Source organism: Paracoccus sp. T5, assembly GCF_048538155.2.
Taxonomy (GTDB): domain Bacteria; phylum Pseudomonadota; class Alphaproteobacteria; order Rhodobacterales; family Rhodobacteraceae; genus Paracoccus.
Genome location: NZ_CM135809.1, coordinates 2,495,737 through 2,512,493, shown reverse-complemented (window position 1 = coordinate 2,512,493; position 16,757 = coordinate 2,495,737). Strand labels below are relative to the sequence as shown.

At 68.6% G+C, this 16,757-nt stretch carries 18 protein-coding genes and 1 tRNA gene; 5 read left to right on the top strand and 14 right to left on the bottom strand.

The features are described 5' to 3' along the window. Window positions 1–21 precede the first annotated feature (21 nt). The 3 genes from ACNR9W_RS12325 to ACNR9W_RS12315 are packed head-to-tail and all read right to left on the bottom strand — an operon-like array spanning window position 22 to window position 2,122. Window positions 22–708: a M48 family metallopeptidase gene (locus tag ACNR9W_RS12325; RefSeq protein ID WP_419268948.1), complete on the bottom strand. Its 687-nt coding sequence runs from the start codon at window positions 706–708 to the stop codon at window positions 22–24. Between the two features lie 50 nt (window positions 709–758). Continuing rightward, window positions 759–1,940, bottom strand: coding sequence for a vWA domain-containing protein (locus ACNR9W_RS12320; protein ID WP_419268947.1), 1,182 nt, complete (start codon window positions 1,938–1,940; stop codon window positions 759–761). Further along, window positions 1,940–2,122 carry a hypothetical protein gene (locus tag ACNR9W_RS12315; RefSeq protein WP_419268946.1) on the bottom strand — a complete coding sequence of 61 codons (183 nt, stop codon included), beginning with the start codon at window positions 2,120–2,122 and terminating at the stop codon, window positions 1,940–1,942. The genes ACNR9W_RS12320 and ACNR9W_RS12315 overlap by 1 nt, the downstream gene beginning before the upstream one ends. Before the next feature lie 118 nt (window positions 2,123–2,240). Here ACNR9W_RS12315 and ACNR9W_RS12310 point away from each other — a divergent pair, with 118 nt between their 5' ends. Beyond that, window positions 2,241–3,857, top strand: coding sequence for a GMC family oxidoreductase (locus ACNR9W_RS12310; RefSeq protein WP_419268944.1), 1,617 nt, complete (start codon window positions 2,241–2,243; stop codon window positions 3,855–3,857). Here ACNR9W_RS12310 and ACNR9W_RS12305 read toward each other — a convergent pair. The 5 genes from ACNR9W_RS12305 to ACNR9W_RS12285 form a co-directional block, all read right to left on the bottom strand. Further along, complete coding sequence (locus ACNR9W_RS12305; protein ID WP_419268943.1) at window positions 3,854–5,167, bottom strand: GH1 family beta-glucosidase; 1,314 nt, start codon at window positions 5,165–5,167, stop codon at window positions 3,854–3,856. The genes ACNR9W_RS12310 and ACNR9W_RS12305 overlap by 4 nt on opposite strands. A 58-nt stretch (window positions 5,168–5,225) precedes the next feature. Then, on the bottom strand, window positions 5,226–6,044 hold the full coding sequence (locus tag ACNR9W_RS12300; RefSeq protein ID WP_419268941.1) for a metal ABC transporter permease: 819 nt from the start codon (window positions 6,042–6,044) through the stop codon (window positions 5,226–5,228). After that, entirely contained in the window at window positions 6,041–6,901 is an 861-nt protein-coding gene (locus ACNR9W_RS12295) for a metal ABC transporter permease (RefSeq protein WP_419268940.1), read from the bottom strand. Before ACNR9W_RS12295 ends, ACNR9W_RS12300 begins: the two co-directional genes overlap by 4 nt. Before the next feature lie 67 nt (window positions 6,902–6,968). Continuing rightward, a complete protein-coding gene (locus ACNR9W_RS12290; RefSeq protein WP_419268939.1) occupies window positions 6,969–7,826 on the bottom strand; it encodes a manganese/iron ABC transporter ATP-binding protein in 858 nt (285 codons plus the stop codon). Continuing rightward, window positions 7,819–8,694 (bottom strand): metal ABC transporter substrate-binding protein, encoded by an 876-nt coding sequence (locus ACNR9W_RS12285; protein ID WP_419268938.1) that lies wholly within the window; start codon window positions 8,692–8,694, stop codon window positions 7,819–7,821. The genes ACNR9W_RS12290 and ACNR9W_RS12285 overlap by 8 nt, the downstream gene beginning before the upstream one ends. Before the next feature lie 95 nt (window positions 8,695–8,789). Between ACNR9W_RS12285 and ACNR9W_RS12280 the strand changes: the two genes are divergently transcribed. Then, on the top strand, window positions 8,790–9,206 hold the full coding sequence (locus ACNR9W_RS12280; protein ID WP_419268937.1) for a Fur family transcriptional regulator: 417 nt from the start codon (window positions 8,790–8,792) through the stop codon (window positions 9,204–9,206). 59 nt (window positions 9,207–9,265) lie between these two features. Beyond that, window positions 9,266–9,622, top strand: coding sequence for a YigZ family protein (locus ACNR9W_RS12275; protein ID WP_419268936.1), 357 nt, complete (start codon window positions 9,266–9,268; stop codon window positions 9,620–9,622). A gap of 38 nt (window positions 9,623–9,660) precedes the next feature. Here the strand turns inward: ACNR9W_RS12275 and ACNR9W_RS12270 are convergent, their stop codons facing one another. The 4 genes from ACNR9W_RS12270 to ACNR9W_RS12255 all read right to left on the bottom strand — a co-directional run bounded on the left by ACNR9W_RS12270 (window position 9,661) and on the right by ACNR9W_RS12255 (window position 12,859). Next, window positions 9,661–10,638: a zinc-binding dehydrogenase gene (locus ACNR9W_RS12270; RefSeq protein WP_419268935.1), complete on the bottom strand. Its 978-nt coding sequence runs from the start codon at window positions 10,636–10,638 to the stop codon at window positions 9,661–9,663. Window positions 10,639–10,725: 87 nt separating this feature from the next. Beyond that, window positions 10,726–11,016, bottom strand: coding sequence for a DUF6525 family protein (locus tag ACNR9W_RS12265; protein WP_419268934.1), 291 nt, complete (start codon window positions 11,014–11,016; stop codon window positions 10,726–10,728). After that, the gene (locus tag ACNR9W_RS12260; RefSeq protein WP_419268932.1) at window positions 11,010–11,630 is read right to left on the bottom strand and encodes a DUF1826 domain-containing protein; all 621 of its coding nucleotides are present in this window, start codon (window positions 11,628–11,630) and stop codon (window positions 11,010–11,012) included. Before ACNR9W_RS12260 ends, ACNR9W_RS12265 begins: the two co-directional genes overlap by 7 nt. Next, on the bottom strand, window positions 11,627–12,859 hold the full coding sequence (locus ACNR9W_RS12255; RefSeq protein ID WP_419268931.1) for a GTP-binding protein: 1,233 nt from the start codon (window positions 12,857–12,859) through the stop codon (window positions 11,627–11,629). Before ACNR9W_RS12255 ends, ACNR9W_RS12260 begins: the two co-directional genes overlap by 4 nt. A 130-nt stretch (window positions 12,860–12,989) precedes the next feature. Here ACNR9W_RS12255 and ACNR9W_RS12250 point away from each other — a divergent pair, with 130 nt between their 5' ends. Beyond that, window positions 12,990–14,843 carry an ABC-F family ATP-binding cassette domain-containing protein gene (locus tag ACNR9W_RS12250; protein ID WP_419268929.1) on the top strand — a complete coding sequence of 618 codons (1,854 nt, stop codon included), beginning with the start codon at window positions 12,990–12,992 and terminating at the stop codon, window positions 14,841–14,843. Between the two features lie 114 nt (window positions 14,844–14,957). Continuing rightward, window positions 14,958–15,698, top strand: coding sequence for a MipA/OmpV family protein (locus ACNR9W_RS12245; RefSeq protein ID WP_419268928.1), 741 nt, complete (start codon window positions 14,958–14,960; stop codon window positions 15,696–15,698). Window positions 15,699–15,805: 107 nt separating this feature from the next. Here ACNR9W_RS12245 and ACNR9W_RS12240 read toward each other — a convergent pair. Together ACNR9W_RS12240 and tpiA are read right to left on the bottom strand one after the other, a co-directional pair. Then, window positions 15,806–15,882: transfer RNA gene (locus tag ACNR9W_RS12240), tRNA-Arg, on the bottom strand. Between the two features lie 60 nt (window positions 15,883–15,942). Further along, the gene (tpiA, locus tag ACNR9W_RS12235; RefSeq protein ID WP_419268926.1) at window positions 15,943–16,689 is read right to left on the bottom strand and encodes a triose-phosphate isomerase; all 747 of its coding nucleotides are present in this window, start codon (window positions 16,687–16,689) and stop codon (window positions 15,943–15,945) included. Window positions 16,690–16,757: the final 68 nt, after the last annotated feature.

Below are 16,757 nucleotides of genomic sequence, written 5' to 3'. Positions count from 1 at the left end.
CGACAAGCCCTTGGAACGGGCTCAGCGGGCCTGCCAGCGCGCCTCATGCGCCTCGATCGCGGCAATGCGCTTGGCGACCGGGGGATGCGACAGGAACCAGGCCGGGGCGCCTGCGCCCGATTGCCCGGTCAGGCGGTCCAGCTTGCGGAACAGGTCCTTTTGCGGCCCCGTCCCGAAGCCCGCCTTGATCATCAGGGCGCTGGCAAAGCGGTCGGCCTCGAATTCGTCCTGCCGCGACAGGCGGGCTGCGACGGCGGTGGCCACCGCGCTGGCAATCCAGGCACCGATGCCGGGCAGGAACCGCCCCAGCACCCCCGCCAGTGCCAGCCGGATCGCGTTCTGCCCGGCAAAGTCGATCATCCGCCGCCGGGCATGGCCCAGGCTGACATGGCCCAGCTCATGCGCGATGACGCTGGCGATTTCCTCGGCGCTGACCTCGCAGGCGTCCAGCTTGCGGATGAAGCCGCGGGTCAGGAAGATGCGCCCGTCGGGGGCGGCCAGCCCGTTCACCGGCTCGACCTCATAGATATGGGCTTGGATCGGCGGCACGCCCATCGCGCGGCCAAGCCGCTCCAGCATCGGGGTCAGGCGCGGATGGCGCAGCGGCGTCGATTTCTGGTTCAGGTCCTGCTTCAGGCGCCATGCGGAAAAGAACCACATGGCGGCCACATAAAGGATCAGCAGCAGGATCGGCGCGAACTTCAGCATGGTGCCAATATGGGCGCAGGTCCTGCGGCCCGCCAGATCCCTGCGGCGGATTATCCCAAGAGCCGCATGGCCCGCGTCAGCCCGTCCAGCGTCAGCGGCATCATCCGGTCGGGAAAGATCTGCCCGACCATGCCGATGGATTGGGTATGGCCCCAATGCTGTTCGGGCACGGGGTTCAGCCAGACATGGTCGGGCCAGGTCTCGGCCAGGCGGCGCAGCCAGACCTCGCCGGCCTCGGGGTTCCAGTGTTCGCTGGCGCCGCCCGGCACCGCGATCTCGTAGGGCGACATCGAGGCGTCGCCGACGAAGATGCATTTGTAGTCGCGGCCAAAGCGGTGCAGCACGTCCCAGGTGGGCGTCTGTTCGGTCCAGCGGCGGTGGTTGTCGGTCCACACCCCTTCATAAAGGCAGTTGTGGAAATAAAAGTGCTGCATGTGCTTGAACTCGGACCGCGCGGCCGAAAACAGCTCGTCCACGACGCGGATATGGTCGTCCATGCTGCCGCCCACGTCCAGAAACAGCAGTACCTTGACGGCGTTCCTGCGCTCGGGGCGGGTCTTGACGTCGATATAGCCGTGATCTGCGGTGGCGCGGATCGTGCCGGGCAGGTCCAGTTCCTCGGCGGCGCCGTGGCGGGCCCATTGGCGCAGGCGCTTCAGCGCCACCTTGATGTTGCGGGTGCCCAGCTCGACCCGGTCGTCGAAGTCGCGGAATTCGCGCTTGTCCCAGACCTTGACCGCGCGGCGGTGGCGGCTCTCGTGCTGGCCGATCCGCACCCCTTCGGGGTTGTAGCCATAGGCGCCAAAGGGCGAAGTGCCTGCGGTGCCGATCCACTTGTTGCCGCCCTGGTGGCGGCTCTGCTGTTCAGCCAGCCTTTCGCGCAGCTTCTCCATCAGCGCCTCAAAGCTGCCGCTGCCCTGGATGGCGGCCTTCTCCTCGTCGCTCAGCAGCTTTTCGGCCAGCTTTTCCAGCCATTCGCGCGGCAGGGCGCGTTCGTTCACCAGCGCCTTGACCGGGATCTCCTCCAGCCCGGAAAAGCTTTCCGAGAACGCGCGATCGAACCGGTCCAGGTGCCGCTCGTCCTTGACCAGCACCAAGCGGGCCAGGCCATAAAAGCCCTCGACCGTCCAGCCGCCGATCCCGGCCTGCAGGCCGGCCATCAGGTCCAGCCATTCCCGCAACGAGACCGGAACTCCTTGCCGGCGCAGGTTGTCGAGAAAGGGCAGGAACATCAGGCCATCCGGTGAACGAAGATCGTGGCGAAGAGGCCGATCATCGCAAAGCCAAGCGCAAAGGCAATGGCATATTGCACCCGGTCGCGACGGTTTCCGCCCAGCCTGCCGGCGCGGCGCCAGCCCAGAAGTGCGCCGATGATGGCGGCGATGATGACGATCATGACGGTCCTTCCGGTCACGTGAGGCCCCTGCCAGATATCCCGCCCGGCCCCTGCCCGCAACCGCGACAGATCCGCCACCCCGGCTTGCCGCCACCGCCCCGCGCCACTAGCCTTGCCCGCGGGGATGGAGGGGCAGATGCAGGATTTCGGCGATTACGACTATGTCATCGTGGGGGCGGGTTCGGCCGGCTGCGTGCTGGCCAACCGCCTGTCGGCCGATCCCCGCAACCGGGTCCTGCTGCTGGAGGCCGGCGGGCATGACAACCGCTTCTGGGTGCATGTGCCGGTGGGCTATCTTTACGCGATGGGCAACCCGACCCTGGACTGGTGCTATCAGACCGAGGCCGAACCCGGCCTGAACGGCCGCCGCCTGAACTATCCCCGCGGCCGCGTGCTGGGGGGCTGTTCGTCGATCAACGGCATGATCTACATGCGCGGGCAGGCGGCGGATTACGACCGCTGGCGCCAGGCCGGCAACCCGGGCTGGGGCTGGGACGACGTGCTGCCGCATTTCCGCGCGACGGAACGCCATTACGAACCCGCCTGCGATCTGCACGGCGACCAGGGAGAGCTGCGCGTCGAGCGCCAGCGGCTGCGCTGGCCGATCCTGGATGCCGTGGCCGAGGCCGCGCAGGAGCTGGGCCTGCCGGCCTGTCCCGACTTCAACTGCGGCAACAACGAGGGCGTGGGCTACTTTCCGGTCACGCAGCGCAAGGGCATCCGCTGGAACGCGCGCAAGGCGTTCCTGAACCCCGCCCGCGGCCGCCCGAACCTGCGGATCGAGACGGATGCCCAGGTCCTGCGCCTGCAGATGGAGGGGCGGCGCGTCACCGGCGTCCTGTTCGACCAGCACGGCCAGCGCCGCCTGGCCCGCGCCCGGGGCGAGGTCATCCTGTCCGCAGGCGCCATCAATTCGCCCGCGCTGCTGGAGTTGTCGGGCATCGGCCAGCCCGAGCGTCTGGCGGCGCTTGGCATTGCCCCGGTTCATGACCTGCCGGGGGTGGGCGAAAACCTTCAGGACCACCTGCAGCTGCGCACGGTGTTCCGCATCACCGGCGCACGCACGCTGAACGACCGCGCGCGGACCATCTGGGGCAAGGCGGGGATCGCGCTGGAATATGCGCTGCGCCGCACGGGGCCGATGGCGATGGCGCCCAGCCAGCTGGGGATCTTCGCGAAATCATCGGAGGCGTTCGACACCGCGAACATCGAATACCACGTCCAGCCGCTGTCCCTGGGCAAGTTCGGCGATCCGCTGGACGATTTTTCCGGCCTGACGGTGTCGGTCTGCAACCTGCGCCCTGAAAGCGTCGGCCATTGCCATATCACCTCGGCCGATCCGACGGCGGGTCCGGCGATCGCGCCCCGCTATCTGTCCTCTCCCGCCGACCGGCAGGTGGCGATCGACAGCCTGCGCCACGCCCGGCGGCTGATGCAGACGCAACGCATGACAGCCTTCCAGCCGCAGGAGGTCAAGCCCGGCGCCCATCTGCAAAGCGACGAGGATCTGGCGCGGGCCGCCGGAGAGATCGGCACCACGATCTTTCACCCCGTCGGCACGACCCGGATGGGGACCGGCCCCATGGCGGTGGTGGACCCGCAGCTGCGCGTCCACGGGCTGTCGGGCCTGCGCATCGCGGATGCGGGGATCATGCCGTCGATCGTGTCGGGCAACACCCATGCGCCGGTGACGATGATTGCCGAAAAGGCCAGCGGGATGATCCTGCAGGCGGCGCGGCAGGGGGCGGTCTAGCCCCCCAACATCGACCGGAAGGCGTGCCAGCTGGCCTTGGGCGTGCGGGCCATCGTGTCGTAATCGACATGGACCAGTCCGAAGCGCGGGCCATAGCCCCAGCCCCATTCGTAATTGTCCAACAGCGACCAGTAAAAGAACCCGCGCACGTCCACGCCCCGGTCCATCGCGGCCTTGGTGGCGCGCAGGTGGTCGGCGATGAACTGCACGCGCCGGGCATCGTCGGCGATGTCGGCCCCGGCCGCCAGCGCCATTCCGTTTTCGGTAACATAGAGCGGCAGGCTGCCGGTGTGGTCGCGCGCCAGCCGGGTCAGGAACTCGGTCAGGCCCTCGGGGCGGATCTCCCAGTCCATCTGGGTCTTGGGCAGGGGCCCCGGAACCTCGGCGGCCTGCGGCCACAACCCGTCATTGCCGGTATAAAGACGGCGCGTGTAGTAGTTCACGCCCAGCCAGTCCAGCGGCTGCGCGATCAGGTCCATGTCCTGCTGCCAGCCCTGCGGCAGGTGGGGGCCGATCCCCTCCAGCGCGGCCTCGGGATAGCCCTGTCCCATCAGCGCGCGGATGAACCACTGGTTGTAGATCGCGTCCTGGGTTTCGGCCGCGCGTTCGGCCGCGGGGCTGTTGTCGGCGGGCTGGCTGGTTTCAAAGTTCAGCACGATGCCCAGGTTGGTGGCCCCCTCCGCCCGCAGCGCCCGGATCGCCGTGCCATGGGCCAGCAGGACATGGTGCATGGCCCGGCTGGCGGCGCGGATGTCGCGCAGGCCGGGGGCATGGGCGCCCAGGAAATGCGACAGCCAGGCGATGCACCAGGGCTCGTTCAGGGTGGCGGCGCTTTCCACCCGGTCGCCGATGCGGGCGTTGACCGTGACGCACAGATCCGCAAAGCGGGCCGGGATGTCGCGGTTCTGCCAGCCGCCCTGGGCCGACAGTGCCGCCGGCAGGTCCCAGTGGTGATAGGTCAGAAAGGGCCGCAGCCCGCGGTCCAGCATGCCGTCGACCAGCCGGTCGTAGAAATCAAGGCCCTCGGCGTTCACGTTGACCCCGTCCGGCATCACCCGCGCCCAGGAGGTCGAGAAGCGATAGGCGTCAAAGCCCGCGTCGCGGATCAGGTCCAGATCCTCGGGCCAGCGGTTCAGGTGATCGCAGGCCCGGCTGCCGTTGCTGTCGTCCATGATGTTGCCCGGGGTGGCGGCAAATGTGTCCCAATGCGACAGGCCCGCGCCGCCCTGGGCCGAGCCCTCGATCTGGTAGGCCGAGGTGGCGGCGCCAAAGACGAAGCGGTCGGGAAAATCGGTGCGCGGGGGCAGCATGGCGGGCTCCTTCGGTTGCGTCGCGATGCTGGCACGCGGGGGCGCGCGCGGGAAGGGGTCAGCCTTGCCGGTCGGCGATCTGCCGCCACAGGAAGGCCAGCACGAAAAGCGCCGTCAGGATGACGATGATGGTGGGCGCCGGGGCGCTGTCCAGCCAGAAGCTGGACCAGACGCCCGCCAGGCTGGCCCCGACCGCGATGGTCACGGCCAAGACCAGCATTACCGACAGCCGCCGTGTCATCAGAAAGGCGATGGCGCCGGGCGCGATCAGCAGGCCCACGGCCAGGATGATCCCCACCGCCGACAGCATTGCCACCACGCTGGCCGCGATCATCGCCAGCATCCCGTAATGCAGCCAGCCCACCGTCAGTCCCGACACGCGCGCCTGGACCGGGTCGAAAGCCAGCACCGCAAAGTCGCGCCATTTCAGCGCCAGCGCCAGCGTGACGGCCAGGGCGATGGGGATAGCCTGGGCGAAATCACCCGGGCCGATGCCCAGGATGTTGCCGAACAGGATATGGTCCAGATGCACGCCCGGCGGAAAGACGGTGAAGAGGATCAGGCCCAGGGCGAAAAGGCCCGACATGACCACGCCCAGCGCGGTGTCGGGCTTGATGCGGCTGTTGGCATCCAGCCAGCCCGAGGCCAGGGCGCAGATCATGCCCGCGATAAAGGCCCCGACCAGCAGCGGCACCCCCGCCGCATAGGCCAGCACGACCCCCGGCAGCACCGCATGGCTGATCCCGTCGCCCATCAGCGCCCAGCCCTTGAGGACCAGAAAGCAGGACAGCATCGCCGCCGGCACCGCCACGATGACGGCGATCAGCGCGGCATCGGCCATGACGGGATAGCTGAAGGGCAGCAGGATGTTGGTCATGCGCCCTCGGTCATGGCGGCTCGGGCGCGGCGGCGGGCGGCGCGCAGGCCGTGGGTGGGGGCAAAGACGAAGGCCGCCAGGAAGATCAGCGTCTGCAGCGTGACGATGATGCCGCCGGTGGCGCCGTCCAGGAAAAAGCTGGCATAGGCGCCGATGGCCGAGGTCACCGTGCCGATGGTCACGCTGATCGCGATCAGGCGGGGAAAGCGGTCGGTCAGCAGATAGGCCGTGGCGCCCGGCGTGACGACCAGCGCGATGACCAGGAAGGCGCCCACCGTCTGCATCGCGGCGACGGTCGATCCCGCCAGCAGGGTGAAGAACAGCGCCTTCAGCCGCTGCGGGTGCAGGCCGATGGTCCGGGCGTGGCTTTCGTCGAAGAAGACCACCATCAGGTCGCGCCACTTGACCAGCAGGATCACCAGCGAGACGCCTCCGATCAGGGCCAGTTGGACCACGTCCCCGGGGGCGATGGCCAGCACATTGCCCATGGTGATCGCCTGAAGGTCGACGGCGACCGGGTTCAGCGAGATCATGAAAAGGCCGATTCCGAAGAAGCCCGTGAAGATCAACCCGATGATCGCGTCCTGTTTCAGGCCCGTGCGGTTGTTCAAAAACAGCATGGTCAGCGCCGCAAGACCGCCCGACAGGAAGGCGCCAAGCGCGAAGGGCAGGCCCAGCATGTAGGCACCGGCCACGCCCGGCACGATCGAATGCGACAGGGCGTCGCCGATCAGGCTCCAGCCCTTGAGCATCAGGTAGGCCGAGAGAAAGGCGCAGACGCCCCCGACCAGCGCCGAGACCCAGATCGCGGTCGCCATGTAGCCATAGGTGAAGGGGGTCAGGGCAAGGTCGATCATCGGGCGTCGCGCGCGGGGGTTTTGCACCCCGGCACCCCCGTGGGGTATTTCTGCAACCAAGATGCGGTCATGCGCCGCCCCCGGTGCGGTGGCGGTCGTCATAGAAGATCAGCGGGCGTTCGTCGTCGGTAAAGACGTCGACGGCGCGGGCATCGGCGTCGTCATGCAGGTCGGCGCCGCCCAGCATGAAATGGCGCAGGGTCCCGCCAAAGGCCAGGCGCAGGTTCTGGGGGGTGAAGGTCGTCTGGGTCGGGCCGGAGGCCAGGACGGTGCCTTTGACCAGCACCACGCGGTCGCAATATTCGGGAACCGAGCCCAGGTCGTGGGTCGAGACCAGCATGACACGCCCCTCGTCGCGCATCTGGCGCAGCAGGGTGATGATCGTCTGTTCGGTCTGCACGTCGACGCCGGTGAAGGGTTCGTCCAGCAGGATCACCCGCGCCTCCTGCGCGAGCGCCCGGGCCAGGAAGACGCGCTTGCGTTGGCCGCCCGACAACTCGCCGATCTGGCGGCGGCGGAAATCGGCCATGCCGACGCGGGTCAGGGCGTCACTGACCGCCTGCCGGTCAACGGGGCGGGCGCGGCGCAAAAACCCCATATGGCCGTAGCGGCCCATCATCACGACATCCTCGACCAGGACCGGAAAGGTCCAATCCACCTCCTCGGCCTGCGGCACATAGGCGACCAGGTTCCCGGCCAGGGCCTGGCGGACCGTCAGGCCGAGGATGCGCACCTCGCCCGTCGCATGGGGCAGCAGGTCCATCAGCGCCTTGAAGAGCGTCGACTTGCCCGCCCCGTTGACGCCCACCAGCGCCGTGACCGAGCCCTGCGGGACGCTGAACGCGGCACGGGCCAGCGCCCTGTGGCCGTTGCGATAGGCGACGCTCAGGTCGCGGACCTCTATCCCCGGGGTCATGTCACTCATCTTCCAGCCGTCCGACGATGGCTTCGGAGGTCACGCGCAGCAGGTCCAGGTAGGTCGGCACCGGCCCGTCGGCGTCGGACAGGCTGTCCACGTAGAGGATGCCGCCATAGTCGGCGCCCGTCTCGGCCGCGATACGCCGTGCGGGCCGGTCCGACACCGTGCTCTCGGAGAAGATGACCGGCGCGCCGCTGTCGCGCATGCTGTCAATCAGGCGGCGGACCTGCTGCGGCGTGCCCTGGCCTTCGGAGTTGATGGGCCACAGGAACAGCTCCTGCAGGCCGAAGTCGCGGGCAAGGTAGGAGAATGCGCCCTCGGAGGTCACCAGCCAGCGGCGCTGCGGGGGCAGGGCGCGGGCGCGGTCCCTGAGCGGGCCGACCACCTCGGCGATCTGCTGCTTGTAGCTGTCGGCATTGGCGCGATAGGCGGCGGCATTGTCGGGATCGGCCGCAGCCATGGCCCCGGCGATGTTGTCGACATAGACTTGGGCGGAATCCAGCGCCATCCAGGCATGGGGGTTGGGCTGGCCGTCGTAATCGCCGCCGCTGATCGGGATGGGCGTGATCCCGTCCGTGACCGTCACCACCGGCACATCGGCGATGCCATCCAGGAAACGCTGCGCCCAGAGGTCCAGGTTCAGCCCGTTCACCAGCACCAGGTCAGCATCGGACAGGCCGATGATGTCGCCCGGCGTCGGTTGATAGCCATGGATCTCGGCGCCCGGAGGCGTGATCGAGTGGACCTGGGCATGATCGCCCCCGACATTGCGTGCCATGTCGGCGATGATCGTGAAGCTGGTGGCGACCTTCAGCTGATCGGCCGTGGCCGACACAGGAAGGAACAGCAGCAGGGCAGCGAGGTATCGGATCATGACGGCCTCCTTCCGGCGTTATCTGCGAAACGTTTGCAACTGTCAATAGTTGCGAACCAGTTGCAACTGAGGGCGCGCTGCGGCAGAATGGCACCATGACGGATGGACGCGCGACACGGTTGGAAAAGGCGCTGCGGGCGGCGGGGGTGCGGGTGACGCGCCAGCGCGCGGCCCTGCTGCAGGTGATCGCGGCGGCCGAGGATCATCCCGACGCGGCCGAACTGCACGCCCGGGCGATGACGGCGGGGGCGGGGGTGTCGCTGGCCACCGTCTATCGGACGCTGACCACGCTGCAGGCACAGGGCGTCATCGAGAAGCTGGAGTTCCAGGGCGAACCCGCCCGGTGGGAGGCCGCCGACCAGACCCATCACGACCACATGATCGACGTGGACAATGGCGCCGTGATGGAGTTCAGCGACGAGCGGATCGAGCGTCTGCAGGCCGAAATCGCGGCCGAGATGGGCTATGAGATCGTCCATCACCGGCTGGAGCTGTATGTGCGCCGGCGCTGAGGCGGGGAGCAGGGGGCGCCGTCCCAATCGCGACAGTGGATCAAGGAAGAAGGTCGCCAGTGAAGGTTTTCGACAAGATCATTTCCGACCGCGGATCGCAATATGCGGTATCGGGCGGGCCTGCCGCCAGCCGGGCCGAGGTTGCGGCGATGCTGGCCGAGCTGCGGCAGGTCAAGCGTTTCGCCAAGGCCACCCATCACAGCTGGGCCGCCATCTTTGGGGGCGAACCTGTCCGTGACGACGACGGAGAGAGCGGCGCGGCGGCCCTGATCCTGCAGATGCTGGAGCGGGCGGGACTGCAGGATCACGTGGTGATCGTGACCCGCTGGTATGGCGGCAAGCATCTGGGCGGCGACCGGTTCCGGCACGTGGCCGATGCGGTGCGTCACTATCTGCGCGAGACCGGCCTGGGGTGACCCCGCCGGCGCGGGCGGGGTCCGGAAGCATGGCAGGTTCAGGGGCGGAACATGATCTTGCCTTCGCGACCGGGGGTCAGGGCCGCGCGTGCGGCTTCGGCCGGCTGGTCCAGGCCGAAGCTGCCGCCCGAGCGCAGGTCCAGCTGCCCGCCCATGACCAGGCCCATCAACTCGCCGAACATGCGCTGGCGGTCTTCGGGGGGCGTGGCGGGCATGACCTTGGCGCCCCAGAAGCCCTTGACCGACAGGTGCTTGAAGATGATTGGGCCGGCGGGCAGCTGCAGTGCCTCGCCCGTGGTCGAGCCGAAGGTGACCAGCAGCCCTTCCTGTCCCAGGAGCTCGATCAGGCCGGCGGCGACCTCGCCGCCGACGGAGTCCACGGCGGCGCGCGCGCCGTCCGGGCCGACCAGGTTGCGGACGCGCGAGATCCAGTCCGGGTCCGAGGTCGAGACGATGTTGGCGATGCCCATGCCGGCCAGTTCCTCGGCCGCTTCGGGGCGGCGGACCAGGTTCACCAGCCGGACCCCACGGGACGCGGCCAGCACGGTCATGATCTTGCCCACGGCGCCGTTGGCGGCGGTCTGGATCACCCAGTCCCCGGGCGATACCTTCAGGAATTCCAGCAGCGTGATGGCGCTGAAGGGCATGGCGATCAGCTGGGCCGCGGCCTCATCGGGCATCTCGTCCGGCACGGGGATGACGCCTGCGGCCTCCGTCAGGGCATATTCGGCCCAGGATCCCTTCAGCCCGGCGACGGCCACGCGGCGGCCCCGCAGGGCGGGATCGACCTCGGGGCCCGTCGCCTCGACGATGCCCACCGCCTCGCTGCCGCCGGTTGCCGGAAGGGCGGGCTTGGTGCCGTAGGTGCCGCGGATGGTCCAGATGTCGTGATTGTGGATCGGTGACAGGATCACGCGGATCAGCACCTGGCCGGGGCCTGGCTCGGGCCGGCCCGTCTGGGTCATGTGCAGGACTTCGGCGGGTTCGCCGAAGCGGTCATGGGTGACGCTGCGCATCAGGAATATCCTTTCGATCCGTTCCTCATCATCGGCAGATAGGCAGCGTGTCCCCCTGTCGCCAGTGCCGGCCCGGCTGCCCCCGGGTCAAGCGGCACGATCCGGCCGGAACGGGCTGCGGGCCTCGCGCCGCAGGGCCTTGGCCTCGGCGCGGTCGAGGGATTCCAGCGCCTCCGGGATGCTGGCGCCCCGGTCGCGGGCCTTCTGCCACAGGCGCAGGCAGGAGGCTGGCGACCAGGGCAGCGCCGCCTGCGACAGCCACAGCCGCAGGGCGGGCGGCAGCGCGTCAAAGGCGGCCATTGGGTCGCGCGTGCGGCGGCGCAGGCGCTGCGCGGTCTGGCCCAGGTTGGCGCCCCGCTGCGGCCGCGGGCTCAGCACGAGGCCGCCTCGGCCGCGGCGTCCACCACCACCAGCAGACGGGTCTGGCCGGGGATGGCCGGGGGCGAGCGGTGCAGGATGCCCGTGGTCTCACCCGCCCAGTTCCGCCCCCGGAACAGCGCCACGCTGCCTGTCGGAACCTGCCGCAGGGCCGAAACCTCCGCCGGTGCCGAGGCTGGTCCGAATTGCGTGCCAGCCCCGCGCAGGGTGCAGAGCAGCCGTGCATCGACCGCATCCAGATGCCATCTCGGGCAGTCCTGGCCCGCGCTGACCTTGAGATGAAGGTTGATCAGCAGGGCGTTCAGGTGGTGGGCTGCCTGCAGGGCCAGGCTGGCGATGTCGGCGATCAGGGCGCGCCGATGCGGGCCGGGCGCCAGCCCCGCGGCGTCGCAGGCGGCGGCCAGTGCGGCGGGCGCATCCTTCGGGCGCAGCACCTGGCGCAGGCGGGGCAGGTTTTGCGGTGGCAGCGCATCCAGCCAGGCCTGCCAGTCGGGTGCCGGTCTGCGGTGCCAGATCGCAACTGCCACGCCGGGCATGGCGATGGTGCCCAGGACGCGCGGGTCGGCGGATTCGTTCATCGCCGTGGCCAGGCGCAGCGTGACGGGCTTGTTCATGCCGCCACCTCGGTCGCGCGGCGCCAGGCGGGGAAGGGATCGGGCAGGCGCGCCCAGGCCTGCGGATCCTCGCCCCATTCCTCGCCCAAAAGGCAGGCATCCAGGCGGGCGCGCAGGCGATCCTCGTCCATCCCGGTGCCGATGAAGACCAGCTCCTGCCGGCGATCACCAAAGGGTTCCGCCCAGTGCCGCGCCAGATAGGCCCGGCTTTCGTCATGGCCGGGCCAGCGTTCGCGCGGGATCGCCGCCCACCATTGCCCCAGCGGACGGACGCTGGACAGCGCGCCTGCCAGAGAGAATTCGGCGACCCAGTCCGGGCGCGTGGCCATCCAGAAATGTCCCTTGGCCCGGATGACGCCGGGCAGCGGGCCGTTCAGCAGCTCGAAGATCTTGCGCGGCTCGAAGGGCCGGCGGGCGCGATAGACAAAGCTGGCGACGCCATATTCCTCGGTTTCGGGGGTGTGGTCGGCGGCGCCGTAAAGCTCCTTGGCCCACATCGGATGGTTATGCGCGCGGTCAAAGTCGAACAGCCCGGTGTTCAGGATGTCGCGCGGCGCCACGCGGCTGTGGTCGGTCTCGATGATGCGGGCATCACCGTTCAGGGCGCGGATGATCTTGCGGGCGGCATCCACCCGCTCAGACCCCGCATCGCCGCATTTGTTCAGCACGACGATGTCGGCGAATTCGATCTGGTCGGTCAGCAGGTCGACCAGGGTGCGGCCGTCGCCCGCACCCGCGACCTCGCCGCGGTCGGCCAGAAAGTCATGGCTGGAAAAGTTGCCCAGCAGGTTCACGGCATCCACGACGGTGACCATCGTGTCCAGCCGGGCGACGTCGGACAGGCTGCGCCCCTCGGCATCGGTGAATTCGAAGGTGGTCGCCACCGGCAGCGGCTCGGCGATGCCGGTCGATTCGATCAGCAGGTAGTCAAAGCGCCCGCTGAGGGCCAAGTTGCGTACCTCGACCAGCAGATCCTCGCGCAGGGTGCAGCAGATGCAGCCGTTCGACATCTCGACCAGGGTTTCCTGGGTGCGCGTCATCCCGGCCTCGCCACCGTCCAGGGCGGAATGGACCAGGTCCGCGTCGATGTTCACCTCGGACATGTCGTTGACGATCACGGCGACGCGCAGGCCCTGGCGGTTGTTCAGCACGCCGTTCAGCAGCGTCGTCTTGCCCGCGCCCAGAAAGCCGGACAGCACGGTAACGGGAAGGCGGCGATCTTCGCTCATGGCAGGCTCCTCTGAATGGCTGGCTAGTCTGTTATAGTATCACATAACTTAGATCAAGCCGCCCCGGATCGTGCTGCGACCTTCCGCCCAGGGCATTGACGGCCCGCCCCCGATGCGCCATGCCGCGCCCATGCTGCGCATCGATGACATCTCGTATTCCATTCAGGGCCGCCCCTTGTTCGCAGGGGCCAGCGCTACCGTTCCCGAAGGCCACAAGGTGGGCCTGGTCGGCCCCAACGGGGCAGGCAAGACCACGCTGTTCCGCCTGATCCGCGGCGAGTCGCAGCTGGACGGCGGAGAGATCAGCCTGCCGAACCGCGCCCGCATCGGCGGCGTGGCGCAGGAAAGCGCGGCCACCGGCCGCTCGGTCCTGGACACGGTTCTGGACGCCGACCAGGAGCGCACGGCGCTGATGGCCGAATCGGCCACCGCGACCGACCCGCACCGCATCGCCGAGATCCAGACCCGGCTGACCGACATCGACGCCTGGTCAGCCGAGGCGCGGGCCGCCACGATCCTGGACGGCCTGGGGTTCAGCACCGCCGACCAGGCGCGCCCGACCAGCGACTTTTCCGGTGGCTGGCGGATGCGGGTGGCGCTGGCCGGTGTGCTGTTCGCGCAGCCCGACCTGCTGCTGCTGGACGAACCGACCAACTATCTGGACCTCGAAGGCGCGCTGTGGCTGGAGGGCTATCTGGCCCGCTATCCGCACACTGTGATCATCATCAGCCACGACCGCGGCCTTCTGAACCGCGCCGTCGGCCATATCCTGCATCTCGAGAACAAGAAGCTGACGCTGTATACCGGCGGCTATGACAGCTTTACCCGGATCCGCGCGGAAAAGCGGGCGCTGCTGGCGGCCGAGGCCAAGAAGCAGTCGGACCGCCGCGCCCATCTGCAAAGCTTCGTCGACCGCTTTGGCGCCAAGGCCAGCAAGGCCCGCCAGGCTCAGGCCCGCGTCAAGATGCTGGCCAAGATGGAGCCGATCACGGCCCCCGAAGAGGCCAAGTTCCACCGCTTTACCTTTCCCCAGCCCGAGGAACTGTCGCCGCCCATCGTGGCGATGGAGGGCGTTTCGGTCGGCTACGGCGACCGCGCGGTGCTGAAGAAGCTGCATCTGCGTATCGATCAAGACGACCGGATCGCGCTGCTGGGCCGCAACGGTCAGGGCAAGTCCACCCTGTCCAAGCTGCTGGCCGAGCGGCTGGGCACGATGGAGGGCAAGGTGACGCGCTCCTCCAAGCTGCGCGTCGGCTACTTTGCCCAGCACCAGGTCGATGAGCTGCATCTGGACGAGACGCCGCTGGACCATATCCGATCCGTCCGCCCGAACGAGGGGCAGGCGAAACAGCGCGCCCGGCTGGCGGGGTTCGGCCTGATGGAGGCGCAGGCCGAGACCAAGGTCGGCCAGCTGTCGGGCGGCCAGAAAGCACGCCTGTCGCTGCTCTTGGCGACCATCGACGCGCCGCATCTGCTGGTCCTGGACGAGCCGACCAACCACTTGGACATCGAAAGCCGGGAGGCGCTGTCCGAGGCGCTGAACGATTATACCGGCGCCGTGGTGCTGGTCAGCCACGACATGCACCTGCTGGGCCTGGTCGCGGACCGGCTGTGGCTGGTCAAGGACGGCGCCGTCGCTCCCTACGAGGGCGATCTGGACGATTATCGCAAGTTCCTGCTGTCGGGCGATGCGCCCGCCGAAAAACCCGCCGAACCGGCCAAGCCTGCGGCCCCCAAGCGTCCGTCGCGCGATGCCGTGCTGGCGCTGCGCGCCGAGGCCCGCAAGGCCGAGGAGCGGGTGCAGAAGCTGACCGAGATGATGGGCAAGCTGGACGTCAAGCTGGCCGATCCGGGGCTTTACAACGATCCCTACGAGGCCGAAAAATGGGGCAGGAAGCGGGCCGAGGCGGTTCGCGCCCTGGCCTTTGCCGAAGAGCTGTGGATGGGCGCGCTGGAAAAGCTGGAAGCGGCCGAGAACGTCTGAGCCGGCGGCTGTTGCCGAAATGCGGCGCGTCGTCCCGACGGCGCCGGTTGCGGTTGTGCAGGGGCGCCCGAACGTTCAACATGTGCTGATCATCCTTCAGCTGGAATCGACCCCATGAAACTTGCCCTGGCCTTTGCCGTCCTGTTCGCCGCACCGCTTCACGCGCAGGATTTCGGCGCTGCGGGCGGGCGCACCTTTTCGGCGGATGTGGGTCTGGGGGCGGCGGCGGGGCCGAATTATCCGGGTGCGGATGACGGCGACGTGACGCCCTGGATCATCTGGCGCAACGCGGGCTTTGGAACACCAGGCGAAGCGCAGGCCCAGGGCTTTTCGATCTCGCCTTCGTTCGGCATCAAGGGCGCGCGCGACGGCGACGACGGCGCCGCGCTTGAGGGGCTGGAAGACATCGACCGCGCCTATGAACTGGGGCTGCGTCTGGCCTATGGCGCGGGTCCGGTGACCGCCTATGGCACGGTGCGCCGTGGCTTTGGCGGACATGAGGGCGTGACCGGGGCAGTGGGTGCGAAATACCGCACCGACCTGAGCGACCGCGTCACCCTGTGGTCGGGGGCGCAGGTCGTCTATGGCAATGACAGCTTCAATGACACCTATTTCGGCGTGACCGAGGCCGAGAGCGCCGCCAGCGGCCTGCCGACCTATGCCCCCGGCAGCGGTGCGAATGAGGCGGCGATCACCTTCGAGGCGCGCTATGCCCTGTCCGACAACACCGCCGTCCTGGGCGAGGTGCGCTATGGCCGCCTGATCGGCGACGCGGCGGATTCGCCGGTCGTGCTGGAGCCCTACCAGCCGTCGCTGCGCCTGGGCGTCACCCGCCGCTTCTCCTTCGGCTTCTGATCCTGCGCAAGACGATGCAGCCTGCCGCACCGCGGCAGGCTTGGCGTTGCAGTTCAGGATGCCAACCAGACGACCGTGGTCGGGCGGCATTCGTATCTGGGGATTTCTGGTGCACCCGACAGGATTCGAACCTGTGACCTCTGCCTTCGGAGGGCAGCGCTCTATCCAGCTGAGCTACGGGTGCCAGTGCTGCCTGATTACCCGCGGGCATCAGGCGGTGCAATGGTGAAAATGCCGCCTGCGGTCAGGCGGCGTCCAGCGCGGCGATGATCGGGGCAAAGTCGCCGGCCTTCAGGCTGGCGCCGCCGACCAGGGCCCCGTCCACATGGGGAATGGCAAAGATCTCGGCCGCGTTGCCGGGCTTGACGCTGCCGCCATAGAGCAGCGCGACATCGGCGCCGTCATCCAGCCGCGCGGCCAGGTGGTCGCGCAACAGGGCATGAACCTCGGCGATCTGATCGACCGTGGGCGTGCGGCCGGTGCCGATGGCCCAGACCGGCTCATAGGCGATGACGGTATTGGCGGCGGTCGCGCCTTCGGGCACCGATCCGGCCAGCTGCGCGGCGATCACGTCCAAGGTGGAACCTGCGTCGCGTTCGGCCTCGGTCTCGCCCAGGCAGATGATCGCCACAAGGCCCGCCGCATGGGCGGCCTCGGCCTTGGCGGCGACGATGGCATCGGTCTCGGCATGGTCGGCGCGGCGTTCCGAATGGCCCAGGATCACATGGGTGGCCCCCACATCGCGCAGCTGTGCCGCCGCGATGTCGCCGGTATGCGCGCCCGAGGCCTTGGCATGGCAATCTTGCCCGCCGACCAGCAGCTCTCCCGTGCCCACCCGGGTGGCCATCGCATACACCAGCAGGGCAGGGGGGCAGATGAGGACGTCGCAACCGGCGCCCGCGGCGGCCGTCACCAATGCGTCGACCTGATCCAGCGACGCCAGGTCGCCATTCATCTTCCAGTTGCCTGCAGCCAGTTTGCGCGGTGCCATCGGGTCCTCCTTGTGCTGCCGGGGACTTAACCCGCCAGTTTCGGAAACCGCAATAGCGTTGGCGGCAG